The organism is Chitinophaga sp. XS-30 (genome assembly GCF_008086345.1).
Taxonomy (GTDB): domain Bacteria; phylum Bacteroidota; class Bacteroidia; order Chitinophagales; family Chitinophagaceae; genus Chitinophaga.
On record NZ_CP043006.1, the window covers coordinates 3,983,913 to 4,004,350 of the forward strand.

The 20,438-nt window shown below is 51.7% G+C and carries 13 protein-coding genes; 1 reads left to right on the forward strand and 12 read right to left on the reverse strand.

Annotated elements, in window-relative coordinates; translation table 11 throughout:
* Window positions 1-62 precede the first annotated feature (62 nt).
* From FW415_RS16240 to FW415_RS16285, 11 genes are all read right to left on the reverse strand, one after another.
* Entirely contained in the window at window positions 63-1,751 is a 1,689-nt protein-coding gene (locus FW415_RS16240; RefSeq protein WP_210420712.1) for a glycoside hydrolase family 43 protein, read from the reverse strand.
* 119 nt (window positions 1,752-1,870) lie between these two features.
* A complete protein-coding gene (locus FW415_RS16245) occupies window positions 1,871-2,236 on the reverse strand; it encodes a hypothetical protein (RefSeq protein WP_148387125.1) in 366 nt (121 codons plus the stop codon).
* 59 nt (window positions 2,237-2,295) lie between these two features.
* Window positions 2,296-3,879: a peptidylprolyl isomerase gene (locus FW415_RS16250; RefSeq protein WP_148387128.1), complete on the reverse strand. Its 1,584-nt coding sequence runs from the start codon at window positions 3,877-3,879 to the stop codon at window positions 2,296-2,298.
* A gap of 3 nt (window positions 3,880-3,882) precedes the next feature.
* Window positions 3,883-6,042, reverse strand: a complete 2,160-nt coding sequence (locus tag FW415_RS16255; protein WP_148387130.1) for an endo-1,4-beta-xylanase — start codon at window positions 6,040-6,042, stop codon at window positions 3,883-3,885.
* Window positions 6,043-6,073: 31 nt separating this feature from the next.
* On the reverse strand, window positions 6,074-7,027 hold the full coding sequence (locus FW415_RS16260) for a DUF5627 domain-containing protein (RefSeq protein ID WP_148387133.1): 954 nt from the start codon (window positions 7,025-7,027) through the stop codon (window positions 6,074-6,076).
* Between the two features lie 23 nt (window positions 7,028-7,050).
* The gene (locus tag FW415_RS16265) at window positions 7,051-8,817 is read right to left on the reverse strand and encodes a RagB/SusD family nutrient uptake outer membrane protein (protein ID WP_148387135.1); all 1,767 of its coding nucleotides are present in this window, start codon (window positions 8,815-8,817) and stop codon (window positions 7,051-7,053) included.
* 165 nt (window positions 8,818-8,982) lie between these two features.
* Window positions 8,983-10,107 (reverse strand): hypothetical protein, encoded by a 1,125-nt coding sequence (locus FW415_RS25170; RefSeq protein WP_210420714.1) that lies wholly within the window; start codon window positions 10,105-10,107, stop codon window positions 8,983-8,985.
* 28 nt (window positions 10,108-10,135) lie between these two features.
* Entirely contained in the window at window positions 10,136-11,797 is a 1,662-nt protein-coding gene (locus tag FW415_RS25175) for a hypothetical protein (RefSeq protein ID WP_210420715.1), read from the reverse strand.
* A gap of 46 nt (window positions 11,798-11,843) precedes the next feature.
* Window positions 11,844-13,724 (reverse strand): RagB/SusD family nutrient uptake outer membrane protein, encoded by a 1,881-nt coding sequence (locus tag FW415_RS16275; protein WP_148387137.1) that lies wholly within the window; start codon window positions 13,722-13,724, stop codon window positions 11,844-11,846.
* A gap of 11 nt (window positions 13,725-13,735) precedes the next feature.
* A complete protein-coding gene (locus FW415_RS16280) occupies window positions 13,736-16,870 on the reverse strand; it encodes a TonB-dependent receptor (protein ID WP_148387139.1) in 3,135 nt (1,044 codons plus the stop codon).
* 639 nt (window positions 16,871-17,509) lie between these two features.
* Window positions 17,510-18,955: a carbon starvation protein A gene (locus tag FW415_RS16285; RefSeq protein WP_148387141.1), complete on the reverse strand. Its 1,446-nt coding sequence runs from the start codon at window positions 18,953-18,955 to the stop codon at window positions 17,510-17,512.
* A 75-nt stretch (window positions 18,956-19,030) separates the two neighbouring features.
* Between FW415_RS16285 and FW415_RS16290 the strand changes: the two genes are divergently transcribed.
* A complete protein-coding gene (locus FW415_RS16290; RefSeq protein WP_148387143.1) occupies window positions 19,031-19,378 on the forward strand; it encodes an MmcQ/YjbR family DNA-binding protein in 348 nt (115 codons plus the stop codon).
* On the opposite strand, the gene FW415_RS16295 is transcribed toward FW415_RS16290, so the two are convergent.
* A complete protein-coding gene (locus FW415_RS16295) occupies window positions 19,370-20,329 on the reverse strand; it encodes an NADP-dependent oxidoreductase (RefSeq protein WP_148387146.1) in 960 nt (319 codons plus the stop codon). The two genes, FW415_RS16290 and FW415_RS16295, sit on opposite strands and share 9 nt — an antisense overlap.
* Window positions 20,330-20,438: the final 109 nt, after the last annotated feature.

Here is a 20,438-nt window from a genome sequence, read left to right on the forward strand (position 1 = left end):
AGTATCTCCCCCGGCGTGGATTGCTGATCCCTGCCGCCAGCTGGTTTTTCCGCGCCAGCGCCCTATTTATACATCGGATCGTTGCCACTGTATTTCAGGTATTGAAAGCTGGCAGCTTTGCCGGAGACTTTGCCGGATGAAGTAGCGTACATGGCGAAGAAACACCCGGTAAATCCACCTGCATGCTTCGTGCTGACGTACTTTGCATCCAGCCCGCCTTTCAAGATGTTCCATTTACCCGGGTTCACGGCATAATAGAAATTGTAGTGATCGCCATTGGCCTCGATCTTCAGTTCCACTTTGTCCGATTGGCCTTCATATGGCGCCGCAGTGATCAATTCCATTTCATCGGAACGTTCCCTGCCTTTGAATAACTGCAGCACAGGCTTGCCATTAGCGACGGATTTACACAGATAGTAAAAATGGTTTTCATCATAATACACCATGAAACCCGCTTTTTCGTTTTCGGAAGAAGCCGCAAAGGTCATCGCTGTTTCGGCGCTGCAAAACAGATGTTGCTGCCGCTTTCCGATGAATGAAGGAGAGCCGGTACCCATGCAGGTTTCCGGCTTCAGCTTCAGGGTAAGTCCGGTTCGTTTGCCCAGGGAAAAGGAACTGCTGTCGCAGGTGCGGAGAAATAACAGCGAAGGATCGAGCGTTTTCTCAAACTTCATAGTGTAGGAAAAATTCCCGCTTTGCGGCAGTGCACCGGGTTGTGCGGATTCCCGGTAAGCTGCCTGGTAGTAGTATTGCACTTCCTGTTGACCGGGATTGATCACCGGCCAGTCGTTCTTCCATTCCACAGGCGCAATGAATGTTTCTCTCCCGGTATTGTAATAGTCGCCGGTATATGGCCGGCAGGCCAGGAATATGGCGTAGGTATTGCCATCAGGACCATCTACCAGCTGGGCATGGCCGGTGGAGGTGACGGGATGTTTCCTGTCTTCCGGCAGGTATCTTTGTGTAAGGATGGGGTTCTGTGCATAAGGCTCGTAAGGCCCCCAGACAGATCTGCTGCGAAGCACTACTTCGGAGTGGTTGACGGATGTACCGCCTTCCGCCGCATAAAGATAATACCAGCCATTTCTTTTCAGCAGGTGCGGCGCTTCGATCCAGACAGGCTTTTTGGAGATGTCAACCCCTCCGTTCACCAGTATTTTTTCCTCTCCGGTCACCTTCATGGCTACCGGATCAAATTCGTACATCCGTATGGTGCGATGCCCCGGATAAAGCGCTTTGTGCTCCGGTGGATCGCTGTTGTAGATGATATACGCTTTGTCATCAACAAAGTGAACGGATGGGTCTATGCCTCTCACCGCGGGCAGCCATACGGGGTCGCTCCAGGGACCGGCGGGATCTTTTGCCGTGATCACAAAGTTGCCGCCATCATCGATATTGGTGCAGGCAATGTAAAAAATACCGTTATGATGGCTGATGCCAGGCGCAAACAAGCCCCTGGTGGTACGTTGTTTCATGAACTGCATCTGCGTGGTACGGTCTATCGCGTTGCCGATCTGTTTCCAGTTTTTCAGGTCCCTGCTATGAAATATGGGCAACCCGGGGAAATAGGAAAAGGTGGAGTTGACCAGGTAATAATCCGGCCCTGCCTTTACCACGCTGGGATCAGGATAGAACCCGCTGAGCACGGGATTTACCAGGGTAATGGATTGCGCTGCGCCGATCCGGCACAAAAGCAATAAGCCGGCAAGCAGGCTGAGTACACGGCTTTGAACAACACACATTTTGATCATAAATACTTCTTTTGTTGTAAACAGGAAAGGTAAGCCCGGCCGGAAGTTCCTGAGAACCTGGCCGGGCTTTGCAATCAATGATGGCAACCAGGTCAAACGATTCAGACGAATAAGGGGTATCAGGGCATCCACTCAAGCAATGCCTGCGCGGTACAGTTGAAGGCGCTTAAATACACCTGAACGGATCCCCAATAGCGGTAGCTGAACACACCACGGCTATAACCTTGGGAATTGTATCCTTCACTATAATTATATTCCCCGATCAATGTGGCATCGTCACTATAGGCAACGGTGGAGCCGTTGCCGTTCCCGCTAGCGGAATTAGACCAGGTACACTGAAAATATACATAACTGCAATTCATGTTGATGCTCACGTTCATCCCGGCATAGTTAATGGGAGGACCAGCTGTGAGCGCTTGCTGGTAGGCAAAACTGCTGGAGATCGATATAAAGAACAAGGCGAATGCTAAAAAGAACTTCTTCATAATGTTAGAATTTTACTGGTTTAACGATGGAGCATAAAGTTTGACTGTACCATTGATTGTTATTTTGATTTCGCGAGATATGCCGCGATGTGATTTACCTTAACCGGATATTCCGTTTCAAGCTCGGCGATCAGCGTTTTTTCCTTTTGCGAGAAAAGCAGTTCGCGGATGCTTTTTCGCGCGTATTTGTATGGCATTGGCATTACGCCACTTTTTGATACGAGGGATATGATCCAGTAGTACCCATTTTCCGGTACAGGCACCGACACTGCTCCCGGCTCCAGTTTTGATACGGCCGCAATAACAGCCTCGCTGCAGGTGGTGTCTTTTACCCGTACTTCTACCCTGCCGGCCTCCGTGGGTGGCTTTTCCATTAACAGCCTCCTGCCTTCAAAAGCACTTTGTATATCCGGATATCGGCTGACGAGAATCGTGGCCGTTGCGAAGCATGTAAAGTCGCTGCTATGCCCACGATAATAACTTTCCATTTCCCCCTCTCTGATGGATATATTCGGATAGATATGCTGCCGTTTGTAATGGGTGATGAAAATACCCTGCTGGTAACGCTTCCTGAACTGCTGGTAAGCAGTATCCTGTTCGATGCCCAACTGCTGCGCCCTGGCAAACAAACTGATACTGATCAGGTAGGCATGCAGCATTTTCTTTATGTCTTGCGGTTCGGAGAGCGATCCGGTAAACATCGGCTGGCATTGTACAAATTCCATAAAATCCGCTGCTGTATAGTGGTGCTGTTTCCCGCGGAAATGGTATTCCATCAGCACTAGTCCCGAATCTACGCCTGGCCACTTCCTTTCCATGGTATTCACTTTGGCCGCTATCCCGGCAAGCGCCTCCCGGTGTATATGCGGGCGGGTTTCCTGTAATATCTGCCGCTGGCTTTCCAGGATATATTTTTCCCTGAGCGCATTCAACAGCTCTTCCCGGATGAGACCCTGCTCCTGTTCGAATGGCCGTTGGGTCACTTTTCTTTCCTCCGCTACATGCATGACGTAGTACCCCGAGGGAGTTTCAAAAGGGCCCCAGGCATCCCCCGCCCGGGGCCGGGCCATTTTACCTGAATAGACCCCTGATGGATAAAAAGGGTAACGGTGAAAAACACTGTAGTATTGAATAACAGGATCCGCTTTCGTTTTTCTCCGCAAAGCATGAAATTCCTTCGCCGTATTCACCAGCGGTGTTGAGGCAAAATATCTCTTCAACTGTTCTTCGTTGGAGAAACGGATAAATTCCAGAAGATATTCGGTGGACCGCCTGGCATATGCTTCCCGGATCTCATCTGCTGTTACTTTCAGCAAAGGCTTCACTTCCCTGTTCCAGACATACCCATCCACGGAAGACGCATAATAGCGCATTGCATATTCCAGTTGCCGTTGCAGCAGGCTGATGGTATCATACCGGTGGTCCATTGCAAAGGCCAGTATCCTCCCCTCCTCCACCAACCTGTCTTCCAGCTGCCTGGCGGTCATTGATCTGTATTGGGCGTTGCTGCCGGCAAATTCGTAATCAGCAGGGCTCAGCGTATATGCGCCGGTTTGAAGCAGGACGGCTTCACTGCCGGGATTGTTGCATCCTGCAATAACACTTGTTACAATGCATATGATCGCGCTAAAAACCTTTGCCATCCGTTATTTGGTATTTGCCTCCAGCGATCTGGCTACCCAGGCATAAGCCAGCTTGCGCACATATTCTTCCGTCCAGATGCCAATCGGTTCACCGGCTCTCCAACTGGAGCTGGCGGGACTGTCCAGCGGGCTCCAGAGCGTAATGCCGTACCGTTGACCGGCAGGTACAAGCTCGAAATATTTGTCGATGACATACTTGTACATCTCGGCCTGTGCCTGGTAATGTTCGGCGGTAGCCTCGGTGGTTTTCACGCCTACGCCTATATCCAGTTCTGATATTTTTATCAGTTTGCCGGTAGCGGCCAGCAGCCTGAACATTTCAGCAATATTCTCCTTGTCCGAAGTAATGCTGATGTGCATCTGTGTGCCGATGCCGTCTACCTTTGCGCCTTTGCTTTCGATATAATTGACATAGGCGATCAGTCCGCGGCATTTATCGAGGTTGTATTCAAGGTTATAATCGTTGATAAAATGAATGTCGCCGGCATTGCCGTATTGCCGGGCCATTTTGAATGCGGTCACACCATATTCCCTGCCTTCCATATAATCCTGCCAGTAAAATTCGTCCGCGGCCATGTCCGGTCTGCCTGCGCCTGTTTTCAACTCGTAAGGATTGCCGTCATCCATCGGCTCGTTCACCACATCCCATGCCTTTACATGGTCCTTGCTGACACCCAGCATACCGGCCATCCACCTGTCCAGCGCTTCGGTGATGATGGCTGTTTTCTCCGGTGCTGTCTTTTCCACCACGGTTGTACTGCCACCGGATGCCGTAGCGGTTTTCAGCACCACATCATCGATATACACCGTTCCGGCAAACTCGCCATAACTGAAGATCAGCCTTATCCTGTCCGCCGTAGTAACCGTTGTGGAGATGTCTACCAGTTTCCATTCGGTGGTGACGGGAACTTGCCCGAACCCGTTGGATGAATAGTTGGCGCTTTGCACTTCCGGCCTGATGATACCTTCCGCTGTACCTTTCACCCAGAAGCTCAGATTGTACGTTTCTCCGTTGCTCAGTGGGGCTTCAAAGGGATAGCTAGTCTGCACATCCCAAAAATTGGCTGTTTTTGAAGGGTTGGTGACATACAAGGCTTTCCCTTTGTTGCCAACACCCATGCCATCCGCGGTGACACCCCGTATAGAATTGTTGCCCCATCCTCCCCAGCTATCGCCGGATTCAAAATCGCCGTTCGCAACAAGATTGTTGATGGCGGGAGTGCCCTGGGTATCGTACACATAAAGATTGTTCACATCGATATAATACGTCACTCCCGGTTTGTAGCCGAGATCGAAGTGAAGCGAAAAATTGTCTCCCGAAAAATCGTTCACCTGGAACCTGATCTCCTTCCAGGAGATGCCGGTAGTGAACGTCTCGGAAGGCGTGCCGGATTTCGTCCAGTCTATCTCCGGCGTGTTATTGTTCAGCCCTTCAAAAGCGATGCGGCCTTCGCCCGGAATATCCGATTTGATATAAATGATCACTTCATATTTATGGGAGTTATCTACAGGGATAGCCGGACTGATCAGCTGTAAAGCGCCGGCAGAGGATGATCCGGCGGCGGATACCAGCTTTATGGCTTTATTGCCGGTTCCCATGCCTTCGCCGTCGGCTACGGAGATGCCCGCGCCGGGGCTGGAGCGGTTCCAGCCGGAGAACGAATGATCGAGCAGCCCGGCAGTATTCAGGTCATTCGCATAGGCGGGAGCCGTTACCACCATTGGCGCGATCAGCCCTTTCAGATAAGTTGCGTTCTGATTCGCATGCCAGACCAGTGTATGCCCGTAAACGGTCATACCCGCCTGGCCGGCCGTTTCCAGCAGGCTTGTGACCCTGTCCAGGCTCAGGCTGCCATCGGCCTGTACTACTGCGCCATGCTTCATTTCGTAGCCCAGTGCAATCTCATCGAAGTTTTTATTGGCCAGCCGGTATTTCACGCCTTTATCCAGATATTCCTGTAATCCGAGCGCCGTTCCCCAGATGAAATCAGGGTGTGCGGCCCGGTTGATATAGGTTTTGAGTGCCGGATATGCATCTATTTCCTCCTGGAGCGCTACGCTTTCCGGTTTCTCTACATCGAATTCAGGCGTTTTATGCTTGTGGCAGGCAGCCATCACTACCAATGCAGTGATACCTGCTGCTATTTTGTGTAGTTTATTCATATCAGTTACGTGATTAAAGATGGCCAATAGATTATTTGACAACCGGGGTAAACGTTTCCATGGCTACGGCACGGTCCCGCATCACCAGCGTGTCGGTAGCGCTTACCTGCATATCCGGTAAGGCCACCTGGTAGCTGAGGTACAACGCATCGCGGTCCTTGCCGCCCCAACTGTTCTTTTCCCCTCTTTTCACGAACCGGCCATTACCCGTTGCGGTGTAATCTCCACCCGCAGCGGCAACGGTGCATTCGCCCGCTTCATTGAACGTGAGGAGCAGCGTGCAATTGATGTTCACGCCATCCTTGTCCTTGAATACCACCGGGAATTCGGTTTCGTTCAGCGAGCGGGTGTACAGTTTGTTCACCTCATCTTCTTCTACGTATTGCCGGTGCCGCACGATGGTCTGGTTCACGCTTCCGGTGACAACGTCTTTTCCGCGGCGCAGGTAATTGCCATGCCAGGTATTCACATATTTGATGGCATAAAGAATGAAGTTCTTCCCGTCAAGAATGGAATCCGCGGCACCTTTTTCTGTCATGCGCAGCGGAATGACATAAGTATTCTTAACGGCATCAGGGTCATTGAAAAATGCATCGGTAAGCTGCACTTCCACCCCGCCGGTGAGGCCGCCCTCCGGGATAACGATGCTGTTGGCTGCCAGCGAATAGTAGTTATCCGGCATTTGCAGTATTTCATCCCTGCCCACGCCAAACAAAAGGCCGGTGCCCAGGAGGGAATTGTCTACCGTGATCCCGATATGGATATCTTTTTTACTGAAATAAACACCGCCCGTTGTGGCCATGATCCTGCACTTGCCCTGGTTATCCAGTTCCGTGCTGAAGATATCCTCGCCAAAGGTGATCGTCCGTACCGGGTACTGGTAGGCGAAGTACACCGTCTGGTAGTCGTAGTCGGGAAATACTACATCTTTGTTGCAGGATGCCAGTACAAAGAAGAGTAAGATTGATATCAGAAACTTTTTCATCCGTATATTTTTTAAGATGTCTTTTATTGCCATCCCTGATTTTGTACCAGGGAACCGAACTTCAGTATCTCGCCATAGGGAATGGGGCCGTAAATCATAAAGGGCTGAAACCTTCTTTCCTCTACATTGATCACCGAATGCACATTATTCTGAATGCTCACGCCTTTGGCGGTTTCTGTCAGGCTCACTTTCCAGCGGCGGAGGTCCCAGAAGCGGAAGCCTTCGAAGCACAGTTCCAGTCTCCGTTCATTTCTTATCAGTTCTCTCATTTGCTCTTTGTTCCCGCTGGCGGTTTCCAGGTAGGGATCGCCGTTGGTGGCGCCTACTCCGGCCCTTGCGCGGATAGCTTTGATGACATCGTAGGCTGAAAAGCTGTTGCCGCCCGTACCTGTTGGCCCCCAGGCTTCGTTTGCCGCTTCGGCGTAAATGAGGAATATTTCCGTGTACCGGATATGAGGCCTGTAATGTCGCTGGTTATTGGCTGAATTGGGATTGAGGTTAACGTCCTGGCGCAGCAGTTTACGGAGATAATATCCTGTTCTGGTAGATGTTTCCACCCTGTTCAGCGCATCGTTGGTATTGCCGTCCGCGGCGGTTGTGATGACGGTGTTGTTAGGCCCTGCCGTGCCGCCGTTAAGGAGGATGAAATGTTTTAGCCGGGGATCGCGGCCGGCATATGGGTCAGCCGGATCGTAGCCGGCGGCGGGATCTGAAATGGGATATCCGTTGGCCATGGGAAATGCGTCCACCAGGTTCTGCGTCGGGTTGACGCGCCCGTTGCCGAAAAGACTGGGCGGGAAGTTGGCCTGCTCCAGGTCCCTGTTTTCACCATAATTGTTCCTCCAGAGTATTTCAGGCGGATTGGCGCCGTCAGCCAGACCGGCGATCTCCGAGACATTGGCGTACCAGGTGAGGCCGTTGGAAGCCAGCCCGCTGATGCCGCCTTTGAGATTGATCACTTCCGCAGCGTAATTGGCCGCGTCTGCCCAGGTTGTTGTATTGCCTTCACTGAAAGCAGGGCTGGCAGCCAGCAAAGCGGTCTTTGCCCTGAGCGCTTTGGCAATGCGTGCAGAGAACAGGCCACGGAAGTTGTTGCCCATAGCGCGATCGTATTGTTCCTTGGTCACCGCGCCGTATTTTGCAGGGATCTGTGAGGCATCAGGAATGTTTTCGTAATCCAGCGGAAGCATTTCCTCCGCCTCGTCCAGGTCGCTGTAGATCTGCTTCACGCATTCATCAAAGGTGGCCCTGGGCTTGTTGAAGTCCGTGCCAACGCCCTGCACTTCCGTATTGATCGGCACGCCAAGTATTGCCGCGCCACTTGTTCCCGCGTGTGTCTGCAACAGATGGTACATGAACAGGGCACGCAGGCCATAGGCTTCCCCGGTGATACGCATGGCAAACAGGTCACTGACTTTTTCGTCCGCGGCCCACTTCACTTTGCTGATCTCTCCCAGCGTAATATTGATGTATTGTATGGCGGCATAGGCGTTCGTCCACTGGTTCAGCGGATTGTTGGCGGCGGTCCATTGCCCGTTGGCCATTTTCAGAAAGGCGTTGGCCTGATCGTTGGACACTGCATCGTCCGTAGCCACATCGTTGAATGACCAGGAATTGGTGGGAATACGGTTGTACCCGTTAAGCAGGATGCCATAGGGGAACCGTGCGTCATTCGGAAGATAGGCGTTCGGGTCAAGCTCGCGGTTGTTCTCAATCGCAGGCTCAAGCAGATCTTTACAGCTGGTCAGTATAAAGATGGCCGCCAACAGCATAATTATGCTTCTGTTCATCTGTTAATATTTTTATTTTTTACGGGCCAGATGACATCGAAGATGCATCGAGGCCAATAAGATGTAAACATGCTTGAGATAAACCTCACATTAACATGACCTTGTGTGGTAAAATGTATCATGTTCGGTTTCATATGCTTTTACTTGATCGGTGATAACAATTGTTCAGAATTGCGCTTTAACCCCCAGGTTATACAAGCGGGTTTGCGGTGCGCTGCCAACATTCAGTTCCATTACTTCACGCTCCTTTGATACGGTCAGCAGGTTGAACCCGCTGACATATACATCCAGTCCGCGTACAACCGATTTTTCCCCGAGCACGCGGTTCAGATCATAAGATATCTGCACTTTGGCCAGATCAAAACGGTTGGTTTTGTATATCCAGAAATCGGAGGAACGGAAGTTGTTATCGCTGTTAAACGTTGTCAGCCTCGGGTATTTTGCGGTGGCATGTGTTTCGGGTGTCCAGCGGTCGCGTGCAACGATGGAGTATTTGTCTTCCCCATCCATCCAGAAATAAGTGCTGTTCTTCATGCCCATGGCTCCGAAGCGGCCTGTTCCCAGCGCAAGGAAGCTGAGGTGCTTCCATTTTGCCGCCAGGTTTATGCCCAATGTCAGCGGTGCTCCAAACCAGCCTCCCCTGCCGAGAAATACTTCATCCCTGCCGTCAACGATCCCGTCGCCATTCTGGTCCCTGTACTTGATGTCACCTGGTTTTACCTGACCAAAGGCCGGTGCGGGAGAATTGTCGATATCATCCTGGTCCCTGTAGAATCCAAGGTGCTGAAGCCCCCAGATGGCATCCAGCGGTTTGCCCTGGCGGTACTGGTAGTCGTCTTCATACACTTCCGCGCGTTTGGACGCGGTGGTCTTGTACCAGGTCCCCAACACGCCGAGGGTCCAGTTCACTTCGCCCAGTTTTTTGTTCAGGTTCACATTGAAATCTAAGCCTATCCTTTTATCATCGTTGTAGTTCACATAGGGAATGAAAGAAGAAACGGGCCAGCCGGTTGTAAAGTAGGACGGGAACAGTACAGAAGCCTGGATGATGTTGCCGGTGATCCTGTTCACGAAGAAATTGCCATCCACTTTCACCAGTCCTTTGAAGAAAGAGCCTTCCAGCCCGGCGCTGATCTCATCGCGCCGCGGGAATTTCATTTCCGGGTTATTGCCTCTTCTCGATTCAGTCGCCGGGCCGCCGGTACCGTCTTTCCATCCATACCAGCTGCCGGCCACTGTATAAACCCCCTGGTACATGTAATAGGAAGTAATATCCAGGTCAGTATGCAATATGCCGGCAGTTGCGGTCAGGCGGAGGTCATCCACCACTCCCGAACCGCGCAGGAAGGGTTCGTTGCTGATGCGCCAGCCCAGGGAGACTGTGGGGTGAAAAGGCCTGCCTGTTCCCTTCGGGCAGCTTCGCCGAATGGATCAGGGCGCTGCTGAAATCAGCATAATAAGTATGCCTGAAATTATAGCCCAGTTGCAAGCCGAGGTTGGCATTGCTTGTACGGTGATATAGAGCGGATTCCGATTGCTGGAACCCGTTCACCAGCAGCGTGGCGGAAAGATGGTGCCTGTTCCGGATAGCGTTCACATAGTTAAACTGCCCACTTGCCGAGATCGTCTGCCGGTACCAGCTGCTGCTTACATTCTGCACACCGGACGTAGCGTCCTGGCCATACTGCGTCAGGCTGGTGATCAGGTCCACTCCTGAATAGCTGTTCCAGACAGGGGCATACACGGCATAACTGTTATTGAAAGACAGGTTGTAGGAGGCGTTATAATCCACGGCAAAAGCACCCCGGAAAGAAAGCCCTTTCAGCACATTCCGCAGGTCTGCATTCACACCGGTATTGAACTGGTACTGCCGGCTGTTGTATTTGTTATTGCCTCCGGCGTAGATCGCAGCAAAGGGGTTCGTCTGGTCCAGCTGTGTTCCGCCCAGCAGGTATTTGCCGTCGATGATATGATTGCTGTTGCTCACGAACACTTGTGTAGCTTCATCTTCCGGCTCTATCATGGCCAGCGGAATGAGCGGGGTGAAACGGTGCGGGCGCAGTGTGGAAGCGCTGCTCCAGTAATTGGTGTTCACTCCCCTGCCGGTATAGAAAATAGCTGCGGCATCTACATTGCAGGTGATATAATCGTTCAGGTTAATGTCGATATTACCGCGTACATTCATACGATCGGCCCGGTCGTTTTTAACAGCCTCGCCGAAATTGAGCAGTGAGCCGGTGGTATTGTAACCGATGTTGGCATAGTACCGGGCTTTGTCGCTTCCTCCTGAGATCTCCGCTGTTACATCATGCCGGCCATATACTTTTTTCAGGTATTCATCCGAATAATAGTCCACATCGGGATAGCGGTATATATTCTTGTCGGAAGCGTAGTTATAGATCGTTTCGGAGGTGTAGAGCGGGGTCAGCCCATCGTTGCTTCTGGCCTCATTGTACAGGGTCATGTATTCGGCGGACCCAAGGTATTGCGGATAGGCTTTCGGTGCATGCGTGCCGCTATTCACCCTTACATCGATCCGTTGCGTGCCTGCGTGCCCTCTTTTGGTGGTAATGTACACAACGCCTTTGGCGGCCCGGCTTCCGTAGAGCGCTACGGCATTTACACCTTTCAGAAACGAGATCTGTTCTATTTCCGTTGGCAATACATTGCCGGCGTCACGCGGTACGCCATCTATCAGCAGCAGGTAGCTGCCCATGCCCCACATGCTGTTGCCATTATATCCATTGGCCCAGGCCTCCATATTCTCAAGGCTATAGGTCATATAGTTCTGCTTCATCAGCGAGGATACGTCAACCACGGATACGCCACCGGGCAGGTCGCGTTTGGCAAGCTTCCGGAAAGCCACCTGCACCGCTTCCTCCCCGGGGTTTATAACATTTGCCGCGGTATCCTGTGCATGTGCAGACGGTGTGCCTGCCGCCAGGATACAGATCGCCATCAGTAATTTTATATGCTTCATGAATTTCAATATTAACGGTACACGATACATGAATGGGTGGTGTGATTTACCAGCCGGGGTTCTGCGGAAATTCCAGGTACATGCTGGCGTCCGAATTTTTTAGCGGAAGCCAGTAATGTTTTTCAGAAAAGCGGCGTTCAAGGATCACTACTTCCCGGAGATTGAGCACGCGGTTGCTCTTCGGATCGGTAGTGCTGAATCCCGGCGCGCGGTCGAATTCTACAGATTTCTTCAGTGTATAAGGACTATGGATCAGTAACATCCAGCGGCGCAGGTCATTGAAACGATGCCCTTCGAAGGACAGTTCCACCGCGCGTTCGCGCCGCAGTTCGGGCATGAAGGCTTCCAGTGAGCCCAGGAACTGTGCCGCTACATGTCCCACCCCGGCCCGGTCGCGGATGAAGTTCACCGCGTCCACCGCTGTTTTGCTATAGTTGGCGTCTTTTCCCGAGGGCGAACCGTATCCCTGGGCAGCAGCTTCGGCATACATCAGGTACACATCTGCCAGGCGCATGTATGGCACATGGATATTCAACGCCTTGTCGTAGGTGGAGCCGTTGTCATATTTATTTACGGTAATGGGGATGAACTTGTACAGCAGGTACCCGGTACGGCTGCCGGTGCTGATGTCGCGATAGCTGCCACCTGTGTACAGATTGGCGTAACGGTTCGGCTCATCGGTAGTGGCGCCCTGAATGCACTTTACACCATCATATACAATGTCGTTATAAAAACGGGGGTCCCTTCCCATCCAGGGATACGAAGGGTCGTACCCTGATTCCGGGTCCGCTTTGGTGATATCCTTGATCGGCAGTCCGTTCGCCATGCCGTAATAATCCACATAATTAGCTGTGGGCAGGAACTTGACCGCCTCATCAACCAGTATGCCATTGGGCTGATATTGTCTGCTGGTATTATAGTTGGAGCTGTTGCCGCCGAAGTAGGACGAGCGGAAGATGGCCTCTGTGCTGCCTGCCAGCAGCCAATTCTGGCCGGTAGAATAAAAGTTGGTGTAGTACTTTGAAAACTCTACGAGCTTGTGGGGCGCATCGCCTGCTTCGCACAGGGTCAGCAACTCGCCGAATGCAGCGGCAGCTTTTTTGCAATACTCCGCATGATAACCATGGTTGCCGGTTGAAACATAGTTCATCAATGGGCTGCCGGCCCAGAGATAGTTCTTGCCCAGGTATCCAAGTGCCATGACCTTGTTGATGCGCAGCTGGTTCTTGCCCAACGTTCTTTTTCCGGCAGTGGTATTGTCCCAGTTGACAGGCAGCAGGTTGGCCGCCTCCCTGAAATCAGCGGCGGCTTTATCAGCACATTCGCTGTACGTCAAACGCGGGAGGGTCAGCTTCTCATCACCCGGAAGCACCCTGTCGATATACGGTAATCCGCCAAAATACTGGATGAACATGAAATGGAACCAACCCCGGAAGAATAGCAACTGGCCTTTTATCAGGTCTTTCTCTTCTTGTGTGGCATCGGTCAGCTTGTCCATATTCTCCAGCCCCATATTGGCTTTTCGGATACCGTACCAGCCAAGCTTCCAGAGCGATTTGGTAAAGCGGTCGTCATTGGTGCTGGTATTGTTACGGTCCATCCATCCGGCTTGCCAGCCATCGAATTGGGCCTGCCAGCCCCAGAAATCGCCGTTGTCGATCTTCACCACAAAGTGAAAATCGCGGGAAGTAGACTGGATTTCGTCTTCTCCCCAGTTCCAGCAATTGGTCCAGTATGCGTTGGTAAAATCGGGGATGCAATGGTAAAGCTCTTCTGTAAAGCCCTGGAAATTGGTGAAATTCTTGAAAGCATCTTCTGCGGATACGATGGATTGCGGCTCCCTGTCAAGGAACTTTTTGCATGCCACCTGGCCAATAAGCGTGGCGGCGATGATGGCAGCAAGCAACAGTTTATTATACTTCTTCATAGCAAACTTGTTTAGAAAATGATGTTGGCGCCCAGGTTGTAGCGTTTTACGGTAGGATAAGCGCCCTGTGATGCCCAGCCCGTACCTGCGAAGTTCGATTCGCGGTCGTCCGGCATCTTGCTCCAGACTGCGAGGTTGTTACCGTTGATATAGATCCGGAGCGACTCCAGCCCTGCGTATTTCACTAACTTTTTATGGAAAGTATAGCCGATCTCCGCATTTTTCAACCGCAGGTATGAACCATCGAACATGTATTGCGTGCCGCGGTAATAACCTGCGGGGGTAGACAGCCAGCGGGGCATCGGCACATCCGCATTCGGATTGTCCTTCGACCAATAAGTGCCTTCGTCATATACCAGATGGTTTTGGGAGCTGAGGCTATTGAATACCACCTGGCGGGTCACATTGTTCACACCATAAAACTGCACAAAGACGGCTAATCCCTTCCAGTCCATTCCAAAAGTGGCATTGTACGTGTTCTGCGGCCAGCCGGAGTGGCCGTAGGGAATATTGTCCTGCGCATCGATCACCCCGTCCCCATTGTAGTCAACCAGATAGTAGTTGCCGGGCAACTTCTGGTTGTCATTGGCGTTATGAATAGTGCTGCCGTACAGTTCATCCCAGGTATTATAATATCCGTTACTCACATAAGAATAGGCCTGCCCTATCTGCATTCCTTCTGATTTCTGGTAAGCAGGCAGCAGAGCAGGGTTATCCGCTTCGATCACCTTGTTTTTGGTATGGGTCATGTTGAGATCGGCCCAAAGACGGAGGTTGCGTTTTGTCTGATAATTGATATGCAGTTCCAGTTCGTAGCCGTGAGCGTTCACGCGGCCCAGGTTGGCCACCGGAGGCGTTGCGCCGTAATAGGACGGAACAGAGGTGCGGTTGGCCAGCAGGATTTTCGATCTTTTGTCCATGAAGAAATCGGCCTTGCCTTTGATGAAGCCCCTGAACAGTTCAAAGTCGGCGCCGGCGTTGAATTTTTCCGCCTGCTCCCATTGTACATTCGGATTACCAACGGTTAACTCACGATACCAGTTGTACGGGCTTTGCTCCGCCGCTTCGCCGGTCATGCCCAGTCTCGCCTGGCCGCCATAGCCCCATTCCGTGAGGTACAGGAACCGGCCGACAACATCGTCGAAACCTGTCTGGCCATAGGAAGCGCGGAGCTTCAGTTGATCTATGAAACTTACCGTTTTCATGAAGTTTTCCTGCGAAACGATCCAGTTCACACCACCGGAAGAAAAGAAGGCAAAGCGGTTTTCCGGGGCAAATTTTTCCGAGCCATTGTATGCACCATTATATTCAAAGGTGTATTTATTATTATAGGTGTAGGTAGTGCGGAATACCCAGTCTTCCCGGTAAGAGGGGATCATGCTGCCGCTGGCGGTAATATTGCGGTTCAGCAGTCCCATTGCCGTTACGTAGTGTTTACGGGCAATATTCCTGGCATAATTGAGCTGCAGCTGGTAGAACAGCCTGCGTTGATTACCCGTTACATCACCGGCTGCGGGAGACCATTTGATGCCTTCCTGGAAATCGAAATTGGTGGCGCCGTCAAAAACTTCCTTGTATGTTGCGATCCCGGTTTCCGGGTCAACCCATTTGCGCTGCACATTGTTGTAGAGGTCATTGATGCCCCGGTTACTTTCGATGAAAGTATTGTCCAGGGAAACCGTACCGCTGAACCGCAACCCCTTCAATATCTTGTCCAGGTTTTGCTCCAGTGTGAAATCGGTGGTGATACGCGTGGTGGTCTGATATTGAATGCCGCTGGTGGCGAGGCTGCGGGCCGAGTTTTCCGCGCGGCCTTCATTAGGTGCATAGTAGCCCCATGAACCGTCCGCATACACCGGCAGGAAGACATCGGGGGCAGTCGTATATGCGTCGATCCAGCTGCCATATTGGTTGCCTGAAAATCCCCATGGGCTTTTCCTGACACCATAGGAGCCCGCGAGATTTACTTTAAAGAGCGTGGACGGCGTCAGCTGGAAATCCAGGTTGCTGCGTGCATTAAGCCTGTTGAAGCCAAAACCGGGATTGTATCCCCTGCTATTGTCATATACTTTGAAAAGGTCTCCCTCATGCAGGAAATCGGCGCTGGTAAAATATTTTACAAATTGCGTTCCTCCGCTGATATTCAGGTTGACGTTCTGGGACATCGCATAATCTTTGAACAGGACGTCCGCCCAGTCCACATCGGGATAACGCTCCGCCTCTTCCAGGTTTGCCGGGTAACGGTATTTGTTGATGATATCCATGGGGCGATAATCATTCCAGCCCTCAGGCCTCATCGCCAGCTCGTATTCGATCACGTCATTGATCGTACGTAATGCATCGTATGAATCAGCTTTCCCCGGTAACCTGGAAGGTACTTTCATGACAGTATTGACCGTGCCTCTGATAGATGCTTTGCCCAGCTTGCCTCTTTTTGTCGTGATCAGGATTACGCCGTTCGCTCCCCTTGAGCCGAATACCGCGGTGGCGGATGCATCTTTCAATACGGTAACGGTTTCCACAGAACCGATATCCACACTGGTCATGGGGCGTTCCACGCCATCCACCAGCACCAGCGGGTTGGAGTTGTTCCAGGTACTGCGGCCGCGGATAATGATCTGGGGATCTTCTTCACCCGGCAAGCCCGTGCTTTGGGCGGTAATAAGTCCAGGTACATTCCCCGTGAGCGCAGCGCCGATATTCGATACGCCGCCTGCTCTCTCCAGCACCTGCCCGGTAGTTTGGGAAACCGCGGCAACAACGCTTTCTTTCTTTTGCTTGCCATAACCGATCACGATCAGTTCATCCAGTCCAACAGTGCTTTCCGTTAAGGTTACAGTAATATTATTCCTGTTGGCGATGTTGATTTCCTGCGATACCATTCCAATGAAACTGAAAATCAGGATATGCTTGCCCGCCGGAACGGATAGGGAGAATTTTCCGTTTGGGTCGGTAGCGGCACTGACATTCGTTCCTTTTACCTGGATGGTTGTGCCGGGGATGGGGGTTTTCTGCTGGTCAAGGACCACTCCCTGTACCAGACGGAAATCCTGTGCAGGCAACCGGGAAAAAACAGCAGCCGTCAATAACACTGCCGCTGTTATAAAGAGCCTTTTCCATGATCGTGTAGAAATCATTTTCAACATGGTGAGTAATTTAGTATGAGGACAATAAAAGCCCGGGACGGTACTGAACCGACCGTCCTGCAGAAAAACAAACGAGGTTTTGTGGCAACGCTTTAAATGATGTCAGGCAAGCGCCCTGAAACAGTAAGCTGCCTACACTATTTAAATGTTAAATTGACACTAATAATAATGGGAATGTGTATTCGCTGATAGGGATCGTTCAATTTTCATAACGTAATAATTTTGGTTAAAAAAATGGGTAATGAACTAAATAATGCATCAGGTCCCTGTATTGACCCGTCAACCTGTTAATCATGGAATTCCTGACAAATATATACTTGTCTATTTGACACTAATGGCACGAATCTCCAAAATGATGGAAATTATGTTTGAATATGGGGAAGCAGGCGGGCTATTCTTGTAATAAGACTTTGATTTTCAATATAAATAAACCGGCATGTTGCCATACAGGATGATTGGCTTCATAAATGGGGAACGGATAGAACGCTTCGGATGGCGGGATGTATGGCAGGCAATGGTATTGACGTGCGGGGCTGGAACCAGGCCGGGCAGTAGGTATGTTTACAGCAAACCGGTGGTTGCCATGCGCTTGTATGCATGGCAACCGGGAATATCAGGCGGGCCGGATTATCTTGTTCGTTAACCGCTGGTCTTCAGCCTGTGGCTGGCCTGCCGGTTCACCGTCCGGACCACCGGCACGAGCAATGCCAGCGCGCAGATCAGACCTGCCGCATAGGACAGGTTCACCGGTAATGAAAACCCTTCCGGCGCCACCAGGATGTAAGAAACTGTTGCTACCGTCATCACAAAGGCGGGAACCAGTGATATCCAGTAAAACTTCCTTTCGCGGATCAGGAATGCCGTGATCGTCCATAATACCACCGTTGCCAGCGTCTGGTTCGTCCACGCGAAGTACCGCCAAACGATGGCGAAATCGACCTGTGTGAGCAGGAAGCCGACCACGAATAAGGGGATGGTGATCCACAGGCGGTTCAATACAGGGCCCTGGTTCAGTTTGAGGAAATCTGCGATGATGAGCCTGGAGCTGCGGAACGCAGTGTCTCCCGAGGTAATCGGGGCAGCGATGACGCCGAGAATGGCCAGGGCGCCGCCTATTTTTCCGAGCAGGGAATTCGATATCAGGTTAACCGCCCAGGCGGCATTTCCGGCATGGGCATCCATGGCATCGTTCAGTTCCCGGACGCCGCCGAAAAAGCTCATGCTGATGGCTGCCCAGATCAGGGCTACGACCCCTTCGGTGACCATAGCGCCGAAGAAGATGCTCCTGCCCTGTTTTTCATTGCGTATGCAACGTGCCATGAGTGGCGATTGCGTGGCATGAAAACCGGATACGGCCCCGCAGGCTATCGTGATCAGCAACATCGGGAAAACCGGGAACTTCTCCGGCCGTACATGCTGATTGCCAAAACTGGTCAGCGTCAGCTCGGGTACATGCAGCCCGTTATAGATCATCATCACCATGATCCCTATCGCCATGAACAGGAGCGCGATACCGAATACCGGGTATATTTTCCCGATCAGTTTATCTATCGGCAAAATGGTGGACAAGATGTAATACACAAAGATGAGGGTTGCCCAGAATACGGTGCCGCCGAAGCCATCGGTCAGGTCCGTCAGGATGCGGGCTGGCCCCATGATGAAAACGGTGCCTACCATGATGAGCAGCACAACGGAGAACCCACGCATGAACTGGCGGATACCGTTGCCGAGGTAAATGCCGGATACCTCCGAGAAGCTTTGCCCGTTGTGGCGGAGGGACAGCATTCCCGAAAAATAGTCATGTACCCCGCCTGCAAAAATGCAGCCCAGCACGATCCATAAAAAGGCCACTGGTCCCCACATGGCACCCGCTACCGCGCCAAAAATGGGCCCAAGCCCTGCAATATTCAAAAACTGGATCAGGAAAATCTTCCAGCGGGGCATCGGTATGAAATCTACCCCGTCGGCCATGGTTTCTGCCGGTGTTTTTCTCTGTGGATCAATGACAAAAATCTTTTCACAAACGCGGGAATAAATAAAGTAGCCCGATACTAAAAGGATAATCGAAGCAAAAAACGTGATCATCCGATAAATATAAGGTTTATATTTTCCGGTACATAGCCTGCGCACAAATTTCCGGAAATCTTTACATTCGTGGTTATGAACCTTGAAAAATACCGCGACTTTTGCCTGTCCCTTCCCGGTACGGATGAGGCATTCCCGTTCGGGGAAACAACATTAGTATTTAACGTGATGGGAAAGATGTTCGCTTTGCTGGATATAGATGGATTTGAAAGTGTTAACCTGAAATGCGATCCCGAGGAAGCGATCGAATTGCGGGAACGTTATGAAGGTGTGATCCCGGGGTATCATATGAACAAAAAGCACTGGAACACCGTGTCGTTCGACGGCTCTATTCCGGACAAGCTGTTGCTGGAATGGACGAAGAACTCCTATGATCTGGTGGTGGCCGGTCTTCCCAAAAAAGTCCGCGAAGCTTTACAGTGAATCATCGATCACAATGATCGTTTTGCCTTTGCTTTTCTTCTCCCGGCTTGCGGCGATGGCTGCAGCCGCCTGTCCCATGGATATTTTACGGTCTACCGGCACCTTCAGCGTCCCGGCGTCTATCATTTTGGCCAGGGCATCGAGGGATGCCGGTGTGCCTTTCGTTTCAAAGTTTCCTCCCTGCAGATGACGGGCCTCCAGTTCCTTCTTATCCGCCACAAACATGGTGGTTAGCGCTATGCCCTGCTCTTTCACGAGGGGCAGCAACCGGGAAAACCCTGCGCGGTCGCTTACAAGATCGATCAATCCGTCAACACCGCCCGGATACATTTTTTTCACCTGCTCCTCCGGCGGCGCGGATGTATGATCGACCACTGCGGAGGCGCCTAGCCCGAGCACTTGCGTTGCCTTTTCCGCAGACGATGCGGTGGCAATAACATGGATGCCTTTTGCCGCGGCCATTTGTATGAGGAATGAGCCCACACCGCCTGTGGCGCCGGTAAGCAGCAGCGTCTGGCCTTCCTGTAATCCTGATCTGTGAAGCAATTGCTGTGCGGTCATTCCCGCGGTGGGCAAGGCTGCTGCATCCGCCAGGGGGATAGTCTCCGGTGCCGGGGTGATCGCCGCGTCTTCGGGAACTACCACAAATTCCGCATAGGAGCCTTCTCCCACCGGTGTGTGCAGCATCTGGCCAAATACCCGGTCGCCCTTGCGGAAACGGGTTACGCCCTCCCCTGTTTCGGTCACTATGCCGGCGCCGTCTACACCGAGGATCAGGGGGAAAACATGCTGCATATGATCTTTCAGTATGCCGTCCACCATCTTCCAGTCAAACGGGTTTAAACCGGCTGCGGCCAGCCGGATCTTTACCGTACCGGGTTTCACCCCTGGCTCCGGCAGATCGGTCAATTCGGGAATGGCATGGAATGCGGGTACTGTTATCGCTTTCATCTGGAATGTTTTTTCATCTGTGCACAAAGCCGGCTTCACAACGACAATTTAAACAATTTTCAGCCAGATATGCGGGTTTCATTGAAGCAACAATGGTTGGATAATGAAC